Origin of the sequence: Nonomuraea sp. B5E05, from assembly GCF_039880665.1 — a bacterium.
Taxonomy (GTDB): Bacteria; Actinomycetota; Actinomycetes; order Streptosporangiales; family Streptosporangiaceae; genus Nonomuraea.
In genome coordinates, this window is sequence record NZ_JBDPMJ010000036.1 from 1 (window position 1) to 17,001 (window position 17,001).

General features: G+C 69.8%; 14 protein-coding genes. 7 read left to right on the top strand and 7 right to left on the bottom strand.

The window, feature by feature from the left end; genetic code table 11:
• The first annotated feature begins 215 nt into the window (after positions 1-215).
• Entirely contained in the window at positions 216-824 is a 609-nt protein-coding gene (locus ABGB01_RS40405; protein WP_347779137.1) for a response regulator transcription factor, read from the top strand.
• On the opposite strand, the gene ABGB01_RS40410 is transcribed toward ABGB01_RS40405, so the two are convergent.
• Complete coding sequence (locus ABGB01_RS40410; protein WP_347779139.1) at positions 765-2,522, bottom strand: histidine kinase; 1,758 nt, start codon at positions 2,520-2,522, stop codon at positions 765-767. The genes ABGB01_RS40405 and ABGB01_RS40410 overlap by 60 nt on opposite strands.
• 102 nt (positions 2,523-2,624) lie before the next feature.
• On the opposite strand from ABGB01_RS40410, the gene ABGB01_RS40415 reads away from it, so the two are divergent.
• Positions 2,625-4,565, top strand: coding sequence for a serine hydrolase domain-containing protein (locus ABGB01_RS40415; RefSeq protein ID WP_347779140.1), 1,941 nt, complete (start codon positions 2,625-2,627; stop codon positions 4,563-4,565).
• 89 nt (positions 4,566-4,654) lie between these two features.
• Here ABGB01_RS40415 and ABGB01_RS40420 read toward each other — a convergent pair whose 3' ends face one another.
• Together ABGB01_RS40420 and ABGB01_RS40425 are read right to left on the bottom strand one after the other, a co-directional pair.
• The gene (locus ABGB01_RS40420) at positions 4,655-5,833 is read right to left on the bottom strand and encodes an NBR1-Ig-like domain-containing protein (protein ID WP_347779141.1); all 1,179 of its coding nucleotides are present in this window, start codon (positions 5,831-5,833) and stop codon (positions 4,655-4,657) included.
• A 213-nt stretch (positions 5,834-6,046) separates the two neighbouring features.
• Complete coding sequence (locus ABGB01_RS40425; RefSeq protein WP_347779142.1) at positions 6,047-6,247, bottom strand: hypothetical protein; 201 nt, start codon at positions 6,245-6,247, stop codon at positions 6,047-6,049.
• A 365-nt stretch (positions 6,248-6,612) separates the two neighbouring features.
• Between ABGB01_RS40425 and ABGB01_RS40430 the strand changes: the two genes are divergently transcribed.
• The 4 genes from ABGB01_RS40430 to ABGB01_RS40445 are packed head-to-tail and all read left to right on the top strand — an operon-like array spanning position 6,613 to position 11,836.
• Complete coding sequence (locus ABGB01_RS40430) at positions 6,613-7,944, top strand: ABC transporter substrate-binding protein (RefSeq protein ID WP_347779143.1); 1,332 nt, start codon at positions 6,613-6,615, stop codon at positions 7,942-7,944.
• Positions 7,944-8,858, top strand: coding sequence for a sugar ABC transporter permease (locus ABGB01_RS40435; RefSeq protein WP_347779144.1), 915 nt, complete (start codon positions 7,944-7,946; stop codon positions 8,856-8,858). The genes ABGB01_RS40430 and ABGB01_RS40435 overlap by 1 nt, the downstream gene beginning before the upstream one ends.
• Positions 8,855-9,664 (top strand): carbohydrate ABC transporter permease, encoded by an 810-nt coding sequence (locus ABGB01_RS40440; protein ID WP_347779145.1) that lies wholly within the window; start codon positions 8,855-8,857, stop codon positions 9,662-9,664. The genes ABGB01_RS40435 and ABGB01_RS40440 overlap by 4 nt, the downstream gene beginning before the upstream one ends.
• Positions 9,665-9,667: 3 nt before the next feature.
• On the top strand, positions 9,668-11,836 hold the full coding sequence (locus tag ABGB01_RS40445; protein ID WP_347779147.1) for a family 43 glycosylhydrolase: 2,169 nt from the start codon (positions 9,668-9,670) through the stop codon (positions 11,834-11,836).
• Positions 11,837-12,047: 211 nt separating this feature from the next.
• Here ABGB01_RS40445 and ABGB01_RS40450 read toward each other — a convergent pair whose 3' ends face one another.
• From ABGB01_RS40450 to ABGB01_RS40465, 4 genes are all read right to left on the bottom strand, one after another.
• On the bottom strand, positions 12,048-13,016 hold the full coding sequence (locus ABGB01_RS40450) for an NAD-dependent epimerase/dehydratase family protein (protein ID WP_347779148.1): 969 nt from the start codon (positions 13,014-13,016) through the stop codon (positions 12,048-12,050).
• Positions 13,017-13,170: 154 nt separating this feature from the next.
• Positions 13,171-13,599, bottom strand: coding sequence for an SgcJ/EcaC family oxidoreductase (locus tag ABGB01_RS40455; RefSeq protein ID WP_347779149.1), 429 nt, complete (start codon positions 13,597-13,599; stop codon positions 13,171-13,173).
• A 328-nt stretch (positions 13,600-13,927) separates the two neighbouring features.
• The gene (locus tag ABGB01_RS40460) at positions 13,928-14,944 is read right to left on the bottom strand and encodes a DJ-1/PfpI family protein (RefSeq protein WP_347779150.1); all 1,017 of its coding nucleotides are present in this window, start codon (positions 14,942-14,944) and stop codon (positions 13,928-13,930) included.
• 79 nt (positions 14,945-15,023) lie between these two features.
• Positions 15,024-16,217, bottom strand: a complete 1,194-nt coding sequence (locus tag ABGB01_RS40465; RefSeq protein ID WP_347779151.1) for an alpha/beta fold hydrolase — start codon at positions 16,215-16,217, stop codon at positions 15,024-15,026.
• A 121-nt stretch (positions 16,218-16,338) separates the two neighbouring features.
• On the opposite strand from ABGB01_RS40465, the gene ABGB01_RS40470 reads away from it, so the two are divergent.
• Positions 16,339-16,983 carry a TetR/AcrR family transcriptional regulator gene (locus ABGB01_RS40470; protein WP_347779152.1) on the top strand — a complete coding sequence of 215 codons (645 nt, stop codon included), beginning with the start codon at positions 16,339-16,341 and terminating at the stop codon, positions 16,981-16,983.
• Positions 16,984-17,001 lie beyond the last annotated feature (18 nt).

A 17,001-nucleotide genomic window follows, 5' to 3' on the forward strand; every position in this document is an offset into this window, starting at 1 on the left:
CCCACCGCCTGGCCAGCGTCCGCTACGCCGACCGCATCTACGTCCTCGACCGCGGCACGGTCACCGAACACGGCGACCACGACACCCTCATGTCACTCAACGGCCTCTACGCCGACCTCTACACCCTCCAGGCCGCCGCCTACCGCTGACCGGCAGCAGCGGGGGCGGAGGATGATGAGATCTGCGTCCTGCTGGGCACGGGAAGGATGGAGATCGTGATTCGGGTGTTGCTGGCGGAGGACATGGAGCTCATCCGCGGGGCCATCGTCGCGCTGCTGGGGTTGGAGAGTGATCTGACGGTGGTCGCCGAGGTGGCTACGGGGGAGGCGGCGGTGGCGGCCGCCCTGGAGCACCGGCCGGACGTGGCGGTGCTCGACGTGCACATGCCCGGTGAGCTCGACGGGCTCGCCGCGGCCGGTGTGCTGGCCGAGCGGCTGCCCGAGTGCCGGGTGCTGATCCTCACGTCGCTGGGGCGGCCCGAGACGTTGCGGCAGGCGCTGGCGTCCGAGGCCAGCGGGTTCATGCTCAAGGACGCGCCGCCCGCGCAGCTGGCGGAGGCGATCCGCAGGGTGGTCGCGGGCGAGCGCGTGCTCGACCCGGATCTGGCCGCACAGACGATCATGAGCAGGCCGAACCCGCTGAGCGAACGGGAGATCATGGTGCTGCGGATGGCGGCGGACGGCATAGAACCCGCGCAGATCGCCTCGACGCTTTACCTGTCGAAAGGCACCGTACGCAACTACCTGGGGGCGATCGTCACCAAGCTAGGGGCCCGCAACCGGCTCGACGCCGTCCGCATCGCGACCGAAGCCGGTTGGTTGTAGGACCAGAAGCTCATACCCTCCGGGAACCCGGGAGGTGCGCAGGGAGCCGCCGTGGGCGCTCACCCGCTGGGTCAGATTGCGCAGGCCCTGCCCGGGCGGGGCGGCGTCAGTGTCGGCGTGGGTGTCAGTGCCGGTGTCAGTGCCGGTGTCAGCGTCGGCGTCGGTGACGCCGTCGTTGGTGATCCGCAGGCGTGCGGTGGCGTCCTGCGAGGTGAGCTCGATGCGGCAGAGCCGGGCACGGCTGTGGCGCAAAATGTTGGTGACCGCTTCGCGCAGCACCATGGCCAGCAGCGCGTCGATGTCGGCCGGCAGCTCGATCACAGGATCGGCGTGGACGTCGGCGCCCGCGGCGGACAGCACCTCACGGGCGGAGGCCAGCTCGGTGGCCAACGACAACGGCCGGCCGCTGTCGCGGGGAATGGCGGCAACGTCGGCGAGGGCACGCTCGGCGATGCGGGTGATGTCGGCGAGTTGCTCGGCGCTCCGCTCAGGCGTCCGGACGGCCAGCTCTGCCTTCACCACGATGGCCGACAGACTGTAGCCGAGCAGATCGTGCACATCACGGGCGATGCGGCGGCGCTCCCTCTCCAGCGCGATCCCGGCCAGCGCCAGGCGGGCTTGGCGCACCTGGGCGACCATGTGGGTGTGCAGGGCCAGGCCGTGGAACATGACCGCGATGGCCAGCGCGTTGAACGTCCAGTAGAGGTTGTCCACCGGAGCGATGCCGCGTAGTGCCATCACGACGGAGGTCACCGCCAGCACGGCGCCGACCACGGGGAAGGCCGCCCAGCGGGTCCACAGGATGAGCAGCGAGCCGGCGGCGTAGCCGATCAGCTGCGGGTAGGGACGTTCAGGGAATAACAGCGGGGCGAGGGCGAGGGCGAGCTGCAGCGGAAGCGTCCATCGCGCGTGCGCGGGCCGTACCCCGGGCGGCCGGGGCCATGAGTGGCGCAGTTGCAGGCCCGTGACCCCGGCCAGGATCAGGAGAGCGGGGGCCAGGACGGCGGGTGGCGGAGCCGCCCGCCACAGAAACACCGCGGAGACGATCAGGAAGCCCAGGTGCACGGTCACCAGGATGGGCAGCGCGAGCCTGGGCGTGAGGTCGTCGAAGGGCGGCTGGGCCTGGGGCGGCGGAGCCCGCCGGGCGCGCGCGGCGGCCCGGCGCGCCAGGGTGACGATCTCGCCGGTACGCCCCTGCGCCGCCAGGGCGGTGATGGCCGACAGGCTGGAGCCCAGGACGCTCTCGAACTCGCGTGAGGCTCGCTCGCGCTCTTCGGCGACCGACGCCTCGGCCAGTTCGTTGCGGGCGGCGTGCAGTTCGGCGCGCAGGTCGTTCAGCCGGGTGACGCCGAACACCACCAGACCCTGCGTGAGCGCGTTCACCATGGCGTTCACGCAGGTGTAGACGTCGGCCGTGTTGAGCAGGCCGGTCACGGCAACAACGGCTCCGGCCAGCACCCAGCGCGCCGGGCCGCGCGCGATCAGGAGCACGGAGGCGGTGAGCAGCCCAGGAGCACCCTGCCCAGCCCACACGAACAACAGGGCCTGCGCGACCAGAGTCCACGGGCCGACCAGGCGGCGTGGGCGGGGCAGGCTGTGCACGATCTGCAGGATCAGCATGACGATCGCGGGCACGCCGGGCAGCGGTGCGAGCGGATCGAACGCCACACCGGCCAGGACCACCAGGATGATCACCACAGCGGAGAATCATACCGATATGTACGGATCATGCATTTCGCCATACGTACTGGTGTCCCTGACACTGGTCCGGTATCAGCCCAGGTCGGCAGGGTTGTCCCCATGAAAGCGCACCTGATCCGCATCTGGGCCACGGCACTGGCCGGCGCCCTGATCCTTCTCGCAGCAGGCCCGGCCACGGCATCCGCCAGGCCGGTCACGCCGAGGACAGACCTGCCCGGACTGGCCGAGATGATCGACCGGATCGTCCCGGGGCAACTGGCCGAGCACCGCATTCCTGGCGCGGCCGTCGTCGTGGTCTCCGGCGGGCGTACGGTCCTCGCCAAGGGATACGGTGTCGCCGACGTGGCCACGCGCCGGCCGGTCGACCCCCGGCGCACCGGCTTCTTCACCGGATCGCTCGCCAAGCTGTTCACCGCCGCGGCCGCGCTGCAACTCGTGGACGACGGCAAGCTGGACCTGCGAGCGGACGTCAACAAGTATCTGACCACGTTCAAGATCGAGGACTCCTACCCCGGGCGGCCGGTCACCCTGGAACACCTCCTGACCTACACGGCAGGCTTCGACGACGACATCGTCGGGCTCGCCGAGGCCGACCCGGAAGACGTCGGCTCCCTTGCGGAGAGCCTGGCCGAACGGCAACCGCGCCGGGTACGCCCGCCCGGCACGCGCGTCGCCTACGACAACTACGGTGTGGCGCTGGCCGGCCACCTCGTGGAGGCCGCCTCGGGGCAACCGTTCGCGCAGTACGTCGAGCAGCACGTACTCAAGCCGCTCGGCATGAACGCCACCAGCATGGCCGTGCCGCACGCCGCGGACCTCGCCCTCGACCTCGCCGGCGCCTACCGCCCGAGCGAGGACGGCTACGCTGCCGTCAAGGGCCAGTACGGCCCCTGGGCCCCCTCGGGAACCGGCCCTGTCTCCACCCCCGCCGACATGGGCCGCTTCATGCTCGCCCAGCTCAGCGACGATCCGCGCATGGGTACGAACGTCGCTCGCCGCCTCCAGGAGCAGCGCTACGCCCAGGACCCGCGCATCCCGGGCATGGGATACACCTTCGAGCAGCGCTCGCACAACGGCCACCGGATCGTTTACAAGGACGGCGACGTGCCCGGCCACCACAACGTCATGGCTCTGCTACCGAAGCAGGACATCGGGATCTACGTCGTCTACAACGGCGACGGCGTCGGCCAGGTCGCGAACTGGGCCGGCCAGAGCCTCGTCCATCAGATCATGGACGAGTACGTGCCCGCGCAGCCGGACGGCACACGGGCCGTCTCCGGCGGGGACACGACGCGCTACGCCGGCAGCTACCGCTCCACACGCACCAGCCGGACCAGCCTCATGAAGGTCAGCGCGCTGTTCGCCACGACGACCGTACAGGCCAACGCCGACGGCACTCTCACCACCACCGGCCTCTCGCTGGACCCGGAGAAGACGACCCAGCACTGGACGCCCATCGGGCCAGGTCTCTTCCAGGAGCGCGACGGCCGGGCGAAGATCGCCGTCGACGACGAGGGCACGCTGTCCAGCTCGATGAACCCGTCCGAGGCGCTGGAGAAGCTGCACTGGTCCGACGAGCCGATGTTGCACACGGTCCTGTTGGGTCTCAGCGGCCTCGTGTTCATGCTCGCCTTCCTCGCCCTGCCGGTCAACGCCTTGGTCCGGGTCCTGCGGAGGCGTTCCCGTGCCGGCGCCCGGTCTCAGCCGGCCGGTGCCCGTGTCGCCCGGCTGCTGGCCTGGATCACCGCCGCGCTGGTGACCGTCTTCGTCGGCGGCGTCGCCGTGACCATGTCCGACCCGAACGTGGTCATGGAGCTGACCTCTCTCTACGCGCCCCGGCTGGCCGCACTGCCGATCGTCGCCACGGCCGGGCTCGTGCTCTGCGTCGTGGTCGCAGGCTGCGCGGTGGCGGCCTGGGTGAAGGGCTGGTGGGGCCGGCCGGGACGGCTGTGCTACACAGGGCTCGCCCTGGCCGGCGTGGTGTTCTTCAAGATCGCCATGACGTACAACCTCCTCGCCCTGCCGTTCCCGACGAACTGACGACCGGGGCCTTCCTGGCCGCGTTCCGCACGAGCCGCTGCTCATGCGCAGCCGGACACCCGGTGCGTACGCGAGCGCGGACCCTGGTCTCAGCCGACGGTGACGTCGAGAAAGATGGGCTTCTTGCCGGCCAGCAGCGGGGTGCCGTCCTCGTCGGTCATCTTCCAGAAGATCTTGCAGCGGCCGGGGGAGTCGGCGGCGCGCACGCGTACTTTGATGTCGACCGTCTCCCCGGGCAGCACCGGTCCGATCCCGACTCGTTCCGGCGCCTTGCACGGGGTGTCGTTCATGCGGGTCAGATAGCGGTCCTGCCACGGGAGGGTGCCCGCGTTGCGAATGCGCCAGACCTTGTCGAAGGAGGTGCCCCGCTTCACCACGCTCCCGTCGGGGAAGGTCAGGTCCCCTTCGAAGGCGGAGTCGTCGCGCGGCGAGACGGTCTGCGCCGGGGTGGGCTGGGCCGTGGGTTCGCTCTCGTCGCTCTCTCCGAGCAGCGGCAGCACCCAGCCGAGCAGGATGGCGGCGACCCCGACCACGCCGGTGGCCACGGCGAGCACGGTCGCCTTCCTGACCGGCGGCGTACGGCGAGCGCCCGGTCCCGGGCCGGAGGACGGCCCCGGGCCGGCGGAACCATCGGGAGGCGGTGGGGAACCGTCGAGCGGTGCACCGGACGGAGAGGAACCATCGGTCGGTGTGGACCCGCCGGGCTGTGAAGAGCCGCCCGCCTGCGACGGCCCGCCGGGCTGCGAGGGCTCGCCCGCCTGCGACGGCTCGCCCGCCTGTGAGGGCCTGCCGGGCTGTGAGGATCCTTCGGGCTGCGACGGCCCGCCGGGCGGTGAGGAGAGGGCGGGGGCGGTGGGGGAGGGGCGGGCGGATGGGGGTGGTCCGGGCTGATCTGGCGTGCGGCCCTCGATCGTGCCGTCTGCGCTCTCCCCGGCCTGCGCCTGCTCCCAGAGCCTCCGCCACTCGCGCCTGACCTGCTCAGGATCGCGGCCGAGCCGGTCGACCGCCAGGACGCGGACGAACTCCCACGTCGTCTCCCAGCTCGGCAGCGCGCTGCCCCGGGCGGCGGCCGCCAGCGACGACTTCGAGGCCGCCGCGCCGAGGCGGCCGGCCATGTCGGCGAACGACGGGTCGCCCGCCTCCTCCTTGAGCTCCCAGAGACGGTGGGCGAGCAGGGAGACGGGACCGGCGCCAGGGTCAGGCCGGATCGGCCGGCGCCCTCGCCGGGATCCCGTGCCTTCGTCCTGCGGTCCGGAGGAATCCGCCATCCCACCCCTGCTTCGGTCGAGCGCCCGTGCGGCTGCAGAACCGCACCACGTTCAGACGGAACGAGGCTATCAAAGGTGTCCTGGTCGGCCGGATCCCAGGCGGGAGCCCTCTCCCGGTGCGGGCCCCGGCCGGGTGGATGCCACCGCGAATTCACTCGGCCGGGGCCCCGAGGCGCCTCGGCGGTGAGCGCCCAGGCGATCAGGAACGGCGTGTCAGCCGCAGTCGTCCACGGCGTGCGCGACGCGGACCTTGATGCCCCGCGAGTGCTCGCAGTGGTTGTGGAAGGAGAAGGCGACGCTGCGGATGCCCTCGTCGCCGTAGGAGCAGGTGAAGCACGCGCACGATGTCGAGGGCCACGTGCCGTTGCGGTGCTTTCCTCCACCACTTTTGCCCGCCGCCCCGGCTCGTGCCAAGCCATCAATGTCCGAACATTGTCCAGCGGACGTTGGACAAATGAATGCGCTGGTAAGAGCGGCATGATGAAGGATCAGGCCGGTTACGGGAATTCGCCGTACGGGCTGCTTTCGCGGGGCGTCAGCCGGTAGGGGACGCGCACCTCTCCCGGCTCGCTCGTGGCGCCGGCGAGGCGGTCGGCGAGCAGCGACACCGCCGCTCCGCGACGTCCTTGAGTCGTGCCCGCACTCCGCCCCCCCTTCCGCTGCCGATGACCTGACATGGCCCGGTTTACAACGCTGTAACGACTTTCGCCCTGCCTGTTTACAACGTTAGAACCAACGATGTAGAACGGGGCAACATCACATGGGCAGGAGTGATTCACATGTCCCTGGAGAGCCTGACCCGGCGACGCGCGCTCGGCCTCGGCCTCGGCGCGATGGTGCTCGCCGGATGCGGCGGGGGCGGCGGCCCGAAGCAGGCGGCCCAGCAGTCGAGCGGGCCGGCCACGGCGGCGCCCACCAGCTACACGGGCCCCGCGGTGTCCCTCGCCTTCTGGAACGGGTTCACCGGCGGCGACGGGCCCTTCATGAAGCGGCTCGTCGAGCAGTTCAACAGCGCCCATCCGAACATCAAGATCACGATGAACGTCTATCAGTGGTCCGACTACTACTCGAAGGTGCCTGCGGCGGTGTCCGCGGGGCGGGGGCCCGACCTCGGCATCATGCACGTCGACAGCGTGGCCACCAACGCCGCCCGGCAGGTGGTGCTGCCGCTCGACGACGTGGCCACCTCGCTCAGCCTGACCGAGGCGGACTTCTCGCCGCCCGTCTGGCAGGCCGGCGTCTACAAGGGCGCGCGTTACTCCATCCCGCTCGACGTGCACCCGCTCGGCATGTTCTACAACAAGACCGTCCTGTCCAAGGCGGGGCTCGACCCGGACAACCCGCCCAAGACGGGCGAGGAATACCTGGCCGCGCTGGAAACCCTGAAGAAGGCCGGGGTGCAGGGCCACTGGGCCACGCCGTTCCCCTTCACCGGGAGCATGCAGTTCGGCAGCCTGCTCCACCAGAACGGCGGCCGGCTGTTCGCCGATGACGCCGGCGTCTCCCGCTTCGCCGAGGAGCCCGGCGTGCAGGCGCTCACCTGGCTGGTCGAGCTGGTCAACAAGGGCTACAGCCCGAAGAACGTGGGCCAGGACGCCGACTTCATCGCCCTGCAGAACGGCAAGGCCGCCTTCAACTGGAACGGCATCTGGTCCATCAACACGCTCCGGGAGCACAAGGACCTGGAGTGGGGCGTGGCGCCGCTGCCCCAGATCGGCACCGAGCCCGCCGCATGGGCCGGCTCGCACCAGTTCGTGATCTTCAAGCAGCGCCGGCCCGACCAGAACAAGCTGACCGCCGCCAAGGTGTTCATCAACTGGATCAGCGGCCACTCCATCGAGTGGGCCAAGGCCGGTCAGGTGCCCGCGCGCAAGAGCATCCGCGAGAGCGCGGAGTTCAAGGGGCTGAAGGAGCAGGCGGCGATCGGCTCCCAGATCGACCACCTGTACTTCCTGCCGCCCGTGGCCGGCATCGGCGACGCCTCAGCGGTGGTCGACCAGGCCGTCAACGCGGCGATCCTGCTGAAGAAGAGCCCCAAGGACGCCCTCACCGAGGCGGCGGCCAAGGCGGACAAGGTCCTGGAGCAGAACCGGAAGAAGTACGGCGCCTGATGGTCTCGCTCACCCTGAAGGGTGCCGCGGCCCGCACGGCCACCGCCGTCCCCCGGTCGGGACGCGCCACCCCCTACCTCTTCCTGGCCCCCTACCTGCTGCTCTTCGTCGTGTTCGTGCTGGCCCCGGCGATCTACGGCTTCTGGATCAGCCTGCACGACTGGGACTACCTGCTGGAGGCCAGGCCGTTCGTCGGGCTGGGCAACTACACCGCCCTGCTCGACCCGGAGTCGGCGGTCTACGCCGACTTCTGGATGTCGATGCGGGCCACCGGGATCTTCACGCTGTTCAGCGTGCCGTTCCTGGTGGTGCTGCCGCTCGGGCTGGCGTTGCTGCTCCACCGGCCGTTCAGGGGGCGGACGTTCTTCCGCGGGCTGTTCTTCGCGCCGTACGTGCTGGGGGTGGCCGTGGTCAGCCTCATGTGGCGGCTGCTGCTGGACCCGAACCTCGGCCTGGTCGACTGGCTGCTCGGCACCGACATCGGCTGGACGACCTCGCTGCCCTGGGCGTGGATCGCGCTGGTCGGCGTGACCGTCTGGTGGACGATCGGCTTCAACGGCGTGATCTACCTCGCGGGCATGCAGGACATCCCGCGCGACCTCTACGACGCGGCCAAGGTGGACGGCGCCGGCAAGTGGGCGGAGTTCCGCCACGTGACGCTGCCTGGCCTGCGGCCCGTCGCGTTGTTCGTGGTCACCACGACGATCCTGGCCTCGGCCAACATGTTCGGCCAGTCGTACCTGCTGACCCAGGGGGCGCCGGGCGGTGAGACCAGGACGGCGATCTACTACATCCTCGACCAGGGTCTCAGCCAGTACAAGATGGGCAGCGCCGCCGCCATGAGCTACGTGCTGACGCTCGCCCTGATCCTGGTCAGCGTGCTCAACTTCCGCCTGTTCAGGAGGCGCTCGTGAAGCGCTACACGCTGCTCGCCGCGCTGGCCGTGGTGTTCGTGGCGCCGCTGCTGTGGGCGCTCGGCACCTCGTTGAAGAGCCAGTCGGAGGCCACCAGGATGCCGCCGACGTTGTTCCCGACCGAGCCGGTCACCAGGGCGTACGGGACCATCTTCGAGGGCACGACGCAGACGCCGGTGCTGCGCTGGTTCGCCAACAGCCTGATCGCGGCCACCCTGCACATGCTGCTCGTCCTCGTGGTCTCGTCGCTGGCCGCGTACGCGCTGGCCAGGCTGGAGTTCCGGGGCAAGCGGCTGATGTTCGCCGTCATCGTCGGCACGCTGCTGGTGCCGGGGTTCGTCTTCCTCATCCCGCAGTTCCTCATCATCGACCAGCTGGGCTGGCTCGACAGCCTGACCGCGTTGATCGTGCCGGGCGCGGCGGGCGCGTTCGGGGTGTTCTTCCTGCGCCAGTTCTTCCTCGGCCTGCCCCGCGAGCTCGACGAGGCCGCGCTGGTCGAGGGGGCCAACCACTGGAAGATCTTCACCAGGATCACGCTGCCGCTGTCGAAGCCCGCGCTGGCCACGCTCGCGGTGCTGAGCTTCCTGGCCAACTGGAACGACTTCATCTGGCCGATCTTCGTGATCTTCAGCCCGGAGTACTTCACGCTCCCGCCAGGGTTGTCGATCCTCCAGGGCGCCTACACGATCGACTACCCGGTGATCATGGCGGGCGCCGTGCTGGCCAGCGTTCCGGTGCTGATCCTGTTCGCGCTGACCCAGCGTTACGTCATCGAGGGCATCTCCCGCAGTGGGTTGAAAGGCTGACATATGCACATCGCAGCGGTTGCCTCGCTCATCCTGTCGCTGGTGGGCACCCCGTCCTTTGACAATCCCGTGTCGCGGGACTTCGCCGACACCTTCGCCGACCCCGCCGTGATCCGCGGGCTCGACGGCTACTGGTACTCCTACGGCACCTCCGACCCGCTGCGCGAGGGCGAGGGGAAACATCACCGCCTGCCCATCGCCCGCTCCAGCGACCTGGTGGAGTGGACGTACGTGGGCGACGCGTTCGGCGAGGGCGACCTGCCGTCTTACGCGGATCCGAACACCCTGCTCTGGGCGCCGGACGTCCGCTATCTCGACGGCCGGTACGTCATGTACTTCACGGTCACCAACTCGGCGAGCACGCCGCACCAATGGGACTACTCGATCGGCGCCGCCACCGCGCCCACGCCGACGGGGCCGTGGACGCCCGCACCCGAGCCGGTGGTTCCGCCGCGCCCGTCCGGCGACGCGTACTGGAACACGATCGACCCCTCGCAGTTCACGGACGTGGACGGCAAGAAATACCTGTACTTCGGCGGATTCTTCGGTGGGGTGTGGGTGACCGAGCTGTCCGCGGACGGCCTCGAACCCGTCGGCGAACCCACCCAGGTCGCCGTGGACAACAAGTTCGAAGGCTCGTACGTCGTCCGCCGCGACGGCTACTACTACCTGCTGGCCTCGTCGGCGAACTGCTGCGCCGGCCCCACCACCGGCTACTCGGTGCTGGCCGGGCGCGCCACCAGCCCGCTCGGGCCGTTCACCGACCGGGAAGGACAACCCCTGCTCGCCTCCCGCGCCGGCGGCACCCCCGTCCTCGCGCAGAACGGCAACCGCTGGATCGGCGTCGGCCACCACGCCCAGCTCACCGACCTGGCCGGGCAGGACTGGATGCTCTACCACGCGATCGACCGCGACGACCCGTTCCTGGACGAGCCGTACGGCGTCAACGAGCGGCCCATGCTGCTCGACCGGCTCGACTGGATCGACGGCTGGCCGGTCGTCCGCGCCGGGGCGGGGCCGTCCGAACGCTCCTCCGAGCGGCCCGTGACGCGCGGGCACGTCGACGAACGGTTCTCCGGCGGCCTGTCCGGGTGGCGTGACACCGGCGACTGGGCCGTACAGGACGGATATGTCCGGCACACCGGTGGGGAGCAGGCGACGCTGGCGTCCAGGAAGGGCCTCGGCGGCGACCGCCGGGCCGAGACCTACCTCCGGCTCGCCGACGCGCGCCCCGGTGACACGGCGGGATTGCGGATCGGCGCGGCCACCGCGGTGGTGTCGGATTCCGGCCTGACCGTCACCGCGGGAGGCGAGCGCCGCACGGTGGCCCTGCCGGGAGGCGCGGCCACCTGGCGGAACCTGGCCGTCACGGTCAAGGGGCGGACGATCACCGCCGAGGTGACCTCGGCCAGGCTCGGCGACCCCCAGGCCGGCGTGAGCCTGGACTCGCCGGTCCCGCTGTCCGGCGCGTTCGGGCTGGTCGCCAAGGGCACGGCGGAGTTCGACAACGCCGGCGTGGCCCGGCTCGCCAAGCCGGTCACCCGCATGGCGCCCGTCCCCGAGCCCGGCAGGAAGCTCGACGCCGACGAGTTCGGCAGCCTTGACCACGCCTGGCAGTGGGTACGGAAGGACCCCGCCGCCCGCGTCGCCGGCGGCGCGCTGCGCTGGCCGGTGCAGAACGGCGACCTGGTCGGAACGGGCAACACCGCGAGCGTGCTGCTGCGCACGCCGCCGCGCGGCGACTACATCGTGGAGACCAAGGTGACGCTCGACCTGGGCGAGGACACCGTACGCAACCACCAGCAGGCGGGGCTCGTCGCCTACGCCTCCGACGACGACTTCGCCCGGCTCTCCCAGGTGGCCATCTGGAACACCCGGCAGGTGGAGTACGGTCGCGAGCTGCCCTTCGCCGACCGGCTGTCGTTCGGCGGGAACATCGCCGGAGCCCCGGCGAAGACGACCTGGCTCCGGCTCGCCCACCACGTGGACCGGGAGACCGGGGAACACGAGTTCCGCGCCGGGTCGAGCCGTGACGGCAAGACGTGGACGTGGGCCGGGGTGTGGACGTTCGGCAAGGACACGTCCCCGCGCATCGGCCTGGTCGCCCACGGCGGGGCGCAGCCCGCGGTCGAGGCCGAGTTCGACTACGTCCGCTTCTACCGCACCCGCTGATCCGGCGACCTCGGGGCCGCCCCGCTCGTCAGGCCGGCGCACGCCACCAGCCCGGCGGCATGCGCCGGCACGTCGCGCGGGGGCGTACGCCGTGCCGGCGGAGTCGCGTCACGATCACGGCGGGGGAAGCCTGCGGTGTCGGACGACAACGTCGAGGGGGTTCAGGCCAGAACAGTCTCGATCAGGGACGGCTGATCGGAGGAGGCACGCCTCACGCCGGAGACCGCGTGGAGCCGCCGTCCGTGAACGAAGCGCCCGCCGGGCCTGATCGTGCTTCCTCACGGGCGGGAACGTGCTTCAGATCGCCGTACCGCCGAAACCATGCCAGAGTCTCCGCCAAACCCTCGGTGAGGTGAGAGCCGGCCGTGACGCCCGCAGCTGCCAGCCTGCTCACATCGAGCGTCAGTTCCACGTCACGGAACGGGAAATAGTCACGCGGGCGTATCGACGTGTCCGTGACCATCACCAGCCGAGGCGTGACCTCCGCGACACGCGCCAATATGCGCAGGTATTCGAGGAACGAGTACGTGGCGTGCTCTCCCACGTTGTACACATCCGGCACGAGCCTTCCCTCGCAAGCTGTGACGGCAATGCGCGCCAGCTCCCTGGCGTGGATGAACTGGATGCGGGTGCCGCCGTCGCCTGGAACGAGGATCGGCCGGCCGGAGATCATACGGGCCCAGAGAAACTGCTCCCGCTGCTCAGCGTTGTGAGGTCCGTAGACATAAGGAGGGCGCAGGATCGTGAGGGTTCCAGAGGGAAGCGCGCGGCGCAGCAACGCCTCGCAGGCGGCTTTCGCCTCCCCGTAGCCGTCCCAGACCGCGTCGCCGTCCGCCCTGTCCCTTTCCGCGAAGGGAGGATCGGCGGACAGCCGATTGTAGACCGCGGCCGAGCTGATGTAGACGTAGCGCAGGCTCTCCCCCTGTGGAAGCGCCCGAATCACGTTAGAGACGTGCACGAGTTCGGTCCCCGACACATCGACGACGGCGTCGTAGGAGGAGGCGCCGAGCGCCTGGCGCATCTGACCCGCGTCGGTCCGGTCGGCGACCACCTGCGTCAACCTGCGATCCCACAGCGGCCGAGTCGCCCGGTTGAGCACCGACACCTCGTGATCGCACAAAAGGGCGTCGACGATGGCGCGGCCCACGAACCGGGTGCCACCCAGTACCAGAATTCTCATGTCCTCTGATTCCTCTGCGTCGCGTCCTGGCCTGGATAAGCTTCCGGCGCCCTCGCCGCCGAGCTGCGGGTGCTGTGGGAGCTGCGGACGCCCAGGTCATCGGCGGCTTTTCCAACGGCGCTTCTCCAGGGCGACTTCAAGATTGCCAGAGTGGTTAGCCCTGGTGGACTTGGGTGTTCTGGGCTGCGGCGATCTTCCATAGGCCCTCTGTCTTGGCGAGGATGTAGAAGGGGCGGCCTTCGGGATCGTCCGTGGCCCTGCCATCCTGATCGATGGGGACCTGGTGGACGTTGACCGCGGCGACGTCCGGGCGGATGAAAAGGATCCGGACCGGCGTGTAGGTCGCGGTGCCGCGCTTCGTCGCCCCCGGCAGAACTCGGGCGGTGAAGTCGTGGATGGTATCCCACCCCGACAGTCGTTTGCCGTGACCGGTCGTCCACACCGGATCCTCCTTGCTGAACAGGCTCAGAAAATCCTCCACCCGCTCGTTCTGCTGCGCTTCCTGGACCGCCGCGACCAGCGCGACGATCGCCGCGACATCGCCCTGCGGATCATCCGCGTCGCCGAAGACCTCAATGTTCATCATCACTCCTCAAGGATCGTGAGAATTCTGGTTCTGGGTGGCACCCGGTTCGTCGGCCATGCCGTCGTCGATGTCCTGTAGCGCAAGCATGAGGTGCTCGTGCTCAACCGGGCAGCCACTGTGGGACAGCTGTCCAGCCTGAAGGCGCGAGGTCTCGTTTCGCCACCGAGATGCTCGACTGCGGGGTTGTCGTTCGTGTGCGTCCCGGCATCGCCGGCCCGGACGTCGACGAAACCGGACGAGTTGAGTTCGAGAACGAGGACTGTTTCGATTTCCGATGGTGGCCCGGCGGAGATGTGCGGTGGAGGGGTTCGCGCAGGTGAGGGCATCACTGGGCCGTTCGACCCGTGGCCATGAACCGCACGCCGCGCTGGCGGCGGGCGCTGGGGGGTGTGCCGAGTTGCCGGACGAAGGCGCGGCGCATGGTCTCGGCTGTGCCGAATCCGCTTCGGCGGGCGATGACGTCCAAGCCTTCCGCTGTGGCCTCCAGTAGTGTGCAGGCCGCCTCCACGCGGGCGCGTTCGACGTACTTGCCCGGGCTGAGGCCGACCTCGCGGCTGAAGACCCGGGTGAAGTGCCGGCTACTGGTCGACAGCCGTGCGGCCATGGCGGGCACGGTGTAGTCGGCTGCGGGGTAGGCGGCGATGTCGCTGAGCAGCAGACGCAGTGCCTCGTTGCGTACGGCGCCGGTCCGCTGCCAGACGCTGAACTGGGAGCACCCGCCCGGCCGCTGGACGAACATGACCAGCCACTGGGCGACCTGCCGCGTCAGCTCGGTTCCGTGGTCCTGTTCGATGAGGGACAGGGCCACGTCCACGCCGGCGGTCACGCCCGCGGCGGTCACGATCGGCGGGTCCTGGACGAACAGCGCGTCGTCCAGGACGGTGACCGCGGGATAGGCGGTGGCCAACTCGTCGCGGAAGCGCCAGTGCGTGGTGACGATGTGTCCGTCGAGTAACCCGCCCTCGGCCAGGACGAACGCGCCCGTGCACATCGATCCCACGCGCCGGGCCTCCTGCGACAGCCGCCGCACGTGCTTGACCAGCTCGTGGTCGAGCAGCGCCTGCCTGCGGCTCAGGCCGCCCGCCACCATCAGCGTGTCCAGCGGTCCCGTGATATCGGCGATGTCCACATCCACGCTGATGCGCACACCACACGATGTTCGTACATCTCCTCCTCCCGTGGAGGCCAGGCGTACCTGGTATCGGGTGTCGGCGAGCCGGGCGGCGCTGGCGAAGGCGTCCGCCGGCCCGGCCAGGTCCATCAGCTGAACCCCGTCGTACACGACGAAGAGCACTGTTCGCTCGCCGCCCGCCACAGCGGGTAGGTCAACGGTGTCGTTCATCAGTCATCCCCTGAGCTTCACAGCATGTGTAGTCAGTCGCCGGCGGTGCGATTGGCGGAGCGGTGGTGCGCGCGTGCAGCTACCTCAGATGCTCGGCGAGCCAGTCGTAGGCCATGGCCGAGGTGTAGGGGATGTTGCTGATGCCGCAATGGGTGTCGGCGCCGTCCACGGCGGGAAGCGTCGCGAAGTACTTGGGAGCGCGTAGTGCGTGGTGGAAGCGGCGGGCCTGCTCCGTCGCGATGTCCGTCTCCCCTTCGGCGACCAGGCTCAGCGTGGGACAGGTGATCTGTTCTTCCAGGCCGTCCAGGGTGAAGGCCTGGACGCGAGCGGCGAATTCCTCCAGGCGGCTCACCCCGTGGTTCCACATGAAGTAGTTCTCGACCATGGCCTGTCCGGCCCAGCCGGCCTCGTCGAGCTGTTCCGCCACCCCGGTGGCCGCGCGCTCGGCACCGCCCATGATGACGCCGAGCGGCGCGCGCATCGGCGAGTTGGCCACCAGCGCTCTGACGCGCCGGTCGTGCGCTGCCGCCCGGGGAGCCAGGTAGCCGCCATAGCTGACTCCGTACAGGGCGACTCGCTCGGCGTCCACGTCCGGCCGGCCGACGGCATGGTCCACGACCGCGCCGAGCGGTACCTCGTAGTCCGGGCGGAATGTGAGGTGGGGGTGGCTGAGCTGGAGTCCGCGCTGCCCGGGGCCGTGAAACACGATGACGTTCAGCCCGCGCGCCAGCGCGTCGGGAATTCCGCCCAGCAGATACATCTCCTCGCCGGAGCCGTCCACCCCGCCGCACAGCACCACCGTCGGGCGCGGACGCCCGTCGTCGGTGACGGTGAAGACGTGGCCGGGCAGCGTGACGCCGTCCTCGTAGGGAATCTCGACCTTTTCGACCGGGTGGGGCATGAGTTCCGCCGCGGCGTCGAACTGCGTAAGGCTCTCCTCATACACCTTCCGCCGTTCCTCCAGCCGGTTGGCGGGGAAGAAGAACTCCGCCGCGCGCAGGTAGGTCGAGGCCCTGAGATGCGCGGCTCGCGCGGTCACTCGCCGGCCGGCCGCCAGCGCCTCCTCCGCCTGCGCGGCGATCCGCCGGCCCAGTTCGGCCCAGGTCTCGATGTAGATGTCGCGGTCGCCGCCGCGGGCCCGCATCGTGCTCGCGACGTTCATGACCTCCCCCGCGGAGGCGGCGCCGTACGGCGCGCCGGAGAGGATGCGCAGGTAGTGGACGTCCAGCCCGATGTCGTTGCTGAACCGTAGCCGGTTGAAGTGTTGTGCCATCTGTGATCGCCCCCGCTTTCTTGATGAATGTCTCGCGGATGGCCCAACCGTAGGTACGTCGTAGAGTGGCGCTCAATCAACAAGTACGGCCCACTGGCGCATACGCAACAGCGAGGACAAGGTGTCGCAGAGACCGGAGCAGGCCGGAGACCTGCGGGTGGTGCGGACCCGGACACATCTGCGCGCCGCGCTGGTGCAGTTGGCCGGTGAGCGCGGCTACGACGCCGTCACCGTCGGCGACATCGCCGGCCTGGCGATGGTGAACCGCGCGACCTTCTACCGTCACTACGAGGACAAGGAAGATCTCGCGGTCGACGTCCTCGCGGAGGAGGTCGAGGAGGTCGGGAGGTTCACGCCCGTGCGCCCGGGCTGGGCTGGCGGAGACGAACTCGCCGAGTTGGACTCGAGGATCGCGGGCGCGGAGAGGTTGTTCGAGCACTTCGCCGAGCACCGCCGGATGTACCAGCCGCTGCTCGGTTATCCGCGCAACCGCCGGTTCATGATCAGGGCACGTGAGTTGCTGAGCGGGGGGATCTCGGAGCGGATCGACACCGCCGAGCCCGACCCCGACCAGGCCCGCATGCCCATGACGCTCATCCCGGTGTTCGCCACAGAACTCTTTCTGGGCGTGATCGCGTGGTGGCTGGATCGGGGCCTGCCTTACCCGCCGCGCCAGATGGCGGACTGGTCCATCCGCTTCCTCTTCTACGGGTACTTCGGCGCCCTCGGCCTCGAGCACCGCCTGCCCGATGACACGGCCACCTGATCCCGCTTCGACCGTCCG

What these genes read in the sequence shown, in the direction of transcription:
- ABGB01_RS40465 (WP_347779151.1), bottom strand. Translation starts at nt 16,217, where the DNA reads ATGGCACAACACTTCAACCGGCTACGGTTCAGCAACGACATCGGGCTG.
- ABGB01_RS40450 (WP_347779148.1), bottom strand. Translation starts at nt 13,016, where the DNA reads ATGAGAATTCTGGTACTGGGTGGCACCCGGTTCGTGGGCCGCGCCATC.
- ABGB01_RS40460 (WP_347779150.1), bottom strand. Translation starts at nt 14,944, where the DNA reads ATGAACGACACCGTTGACCTACCCGCTGTGGCGGGCGGCGAGCGAACA.
- ABGB01_RS40455 (WP_347779149.1), bottom strand. Translation starts at nt 13,599, where the DNA reads ATGAACATTGAGGTCTTCGGCGACGCGGATGATCCGCAGGGCGATGTC.
- ABGB01_RS40415 (WP_347779140.1), top strand. Translation starts at nt 2,625, where the DNA reads ATGAAAGCGCACCTGATCCGCATCTGGGCCACGGCACTGGCCGGCGCC.
- ABGB01_RS40445 (WP_347779147.1), top strand. Translation starts at nt 9,668, where the DNA reads ATGCACATCGCAGCGGTTGCCTCGCTCATCCTGTCGCTGGTGGGCACC.
- ABGB01_RS40435 (WP_347779144.1), top strand. Translation starts at nt 7,944, where the DNA reads ATGGTCTCGCTCACCCTGAAGGGTGCCGCGGCCCGCACGGCCACCGCC.
- ABGB01_RS40430 (WP_347779143.1), top strand. Translation starts at nt 6,613, where the DNA reads ATGTCCCTGGAGAGCCTGACCCGGCGACGCGCGCTCGGCCTCGGCCTC.
- ABGB01_RS40420 (WP_347779141.1), bottom strand. Translation starts at nt 5,833, where the DNA reads ATGGCGGATTCCTCCGGACCGCAGGACGAAGGCACGGGATCCCGGCGA.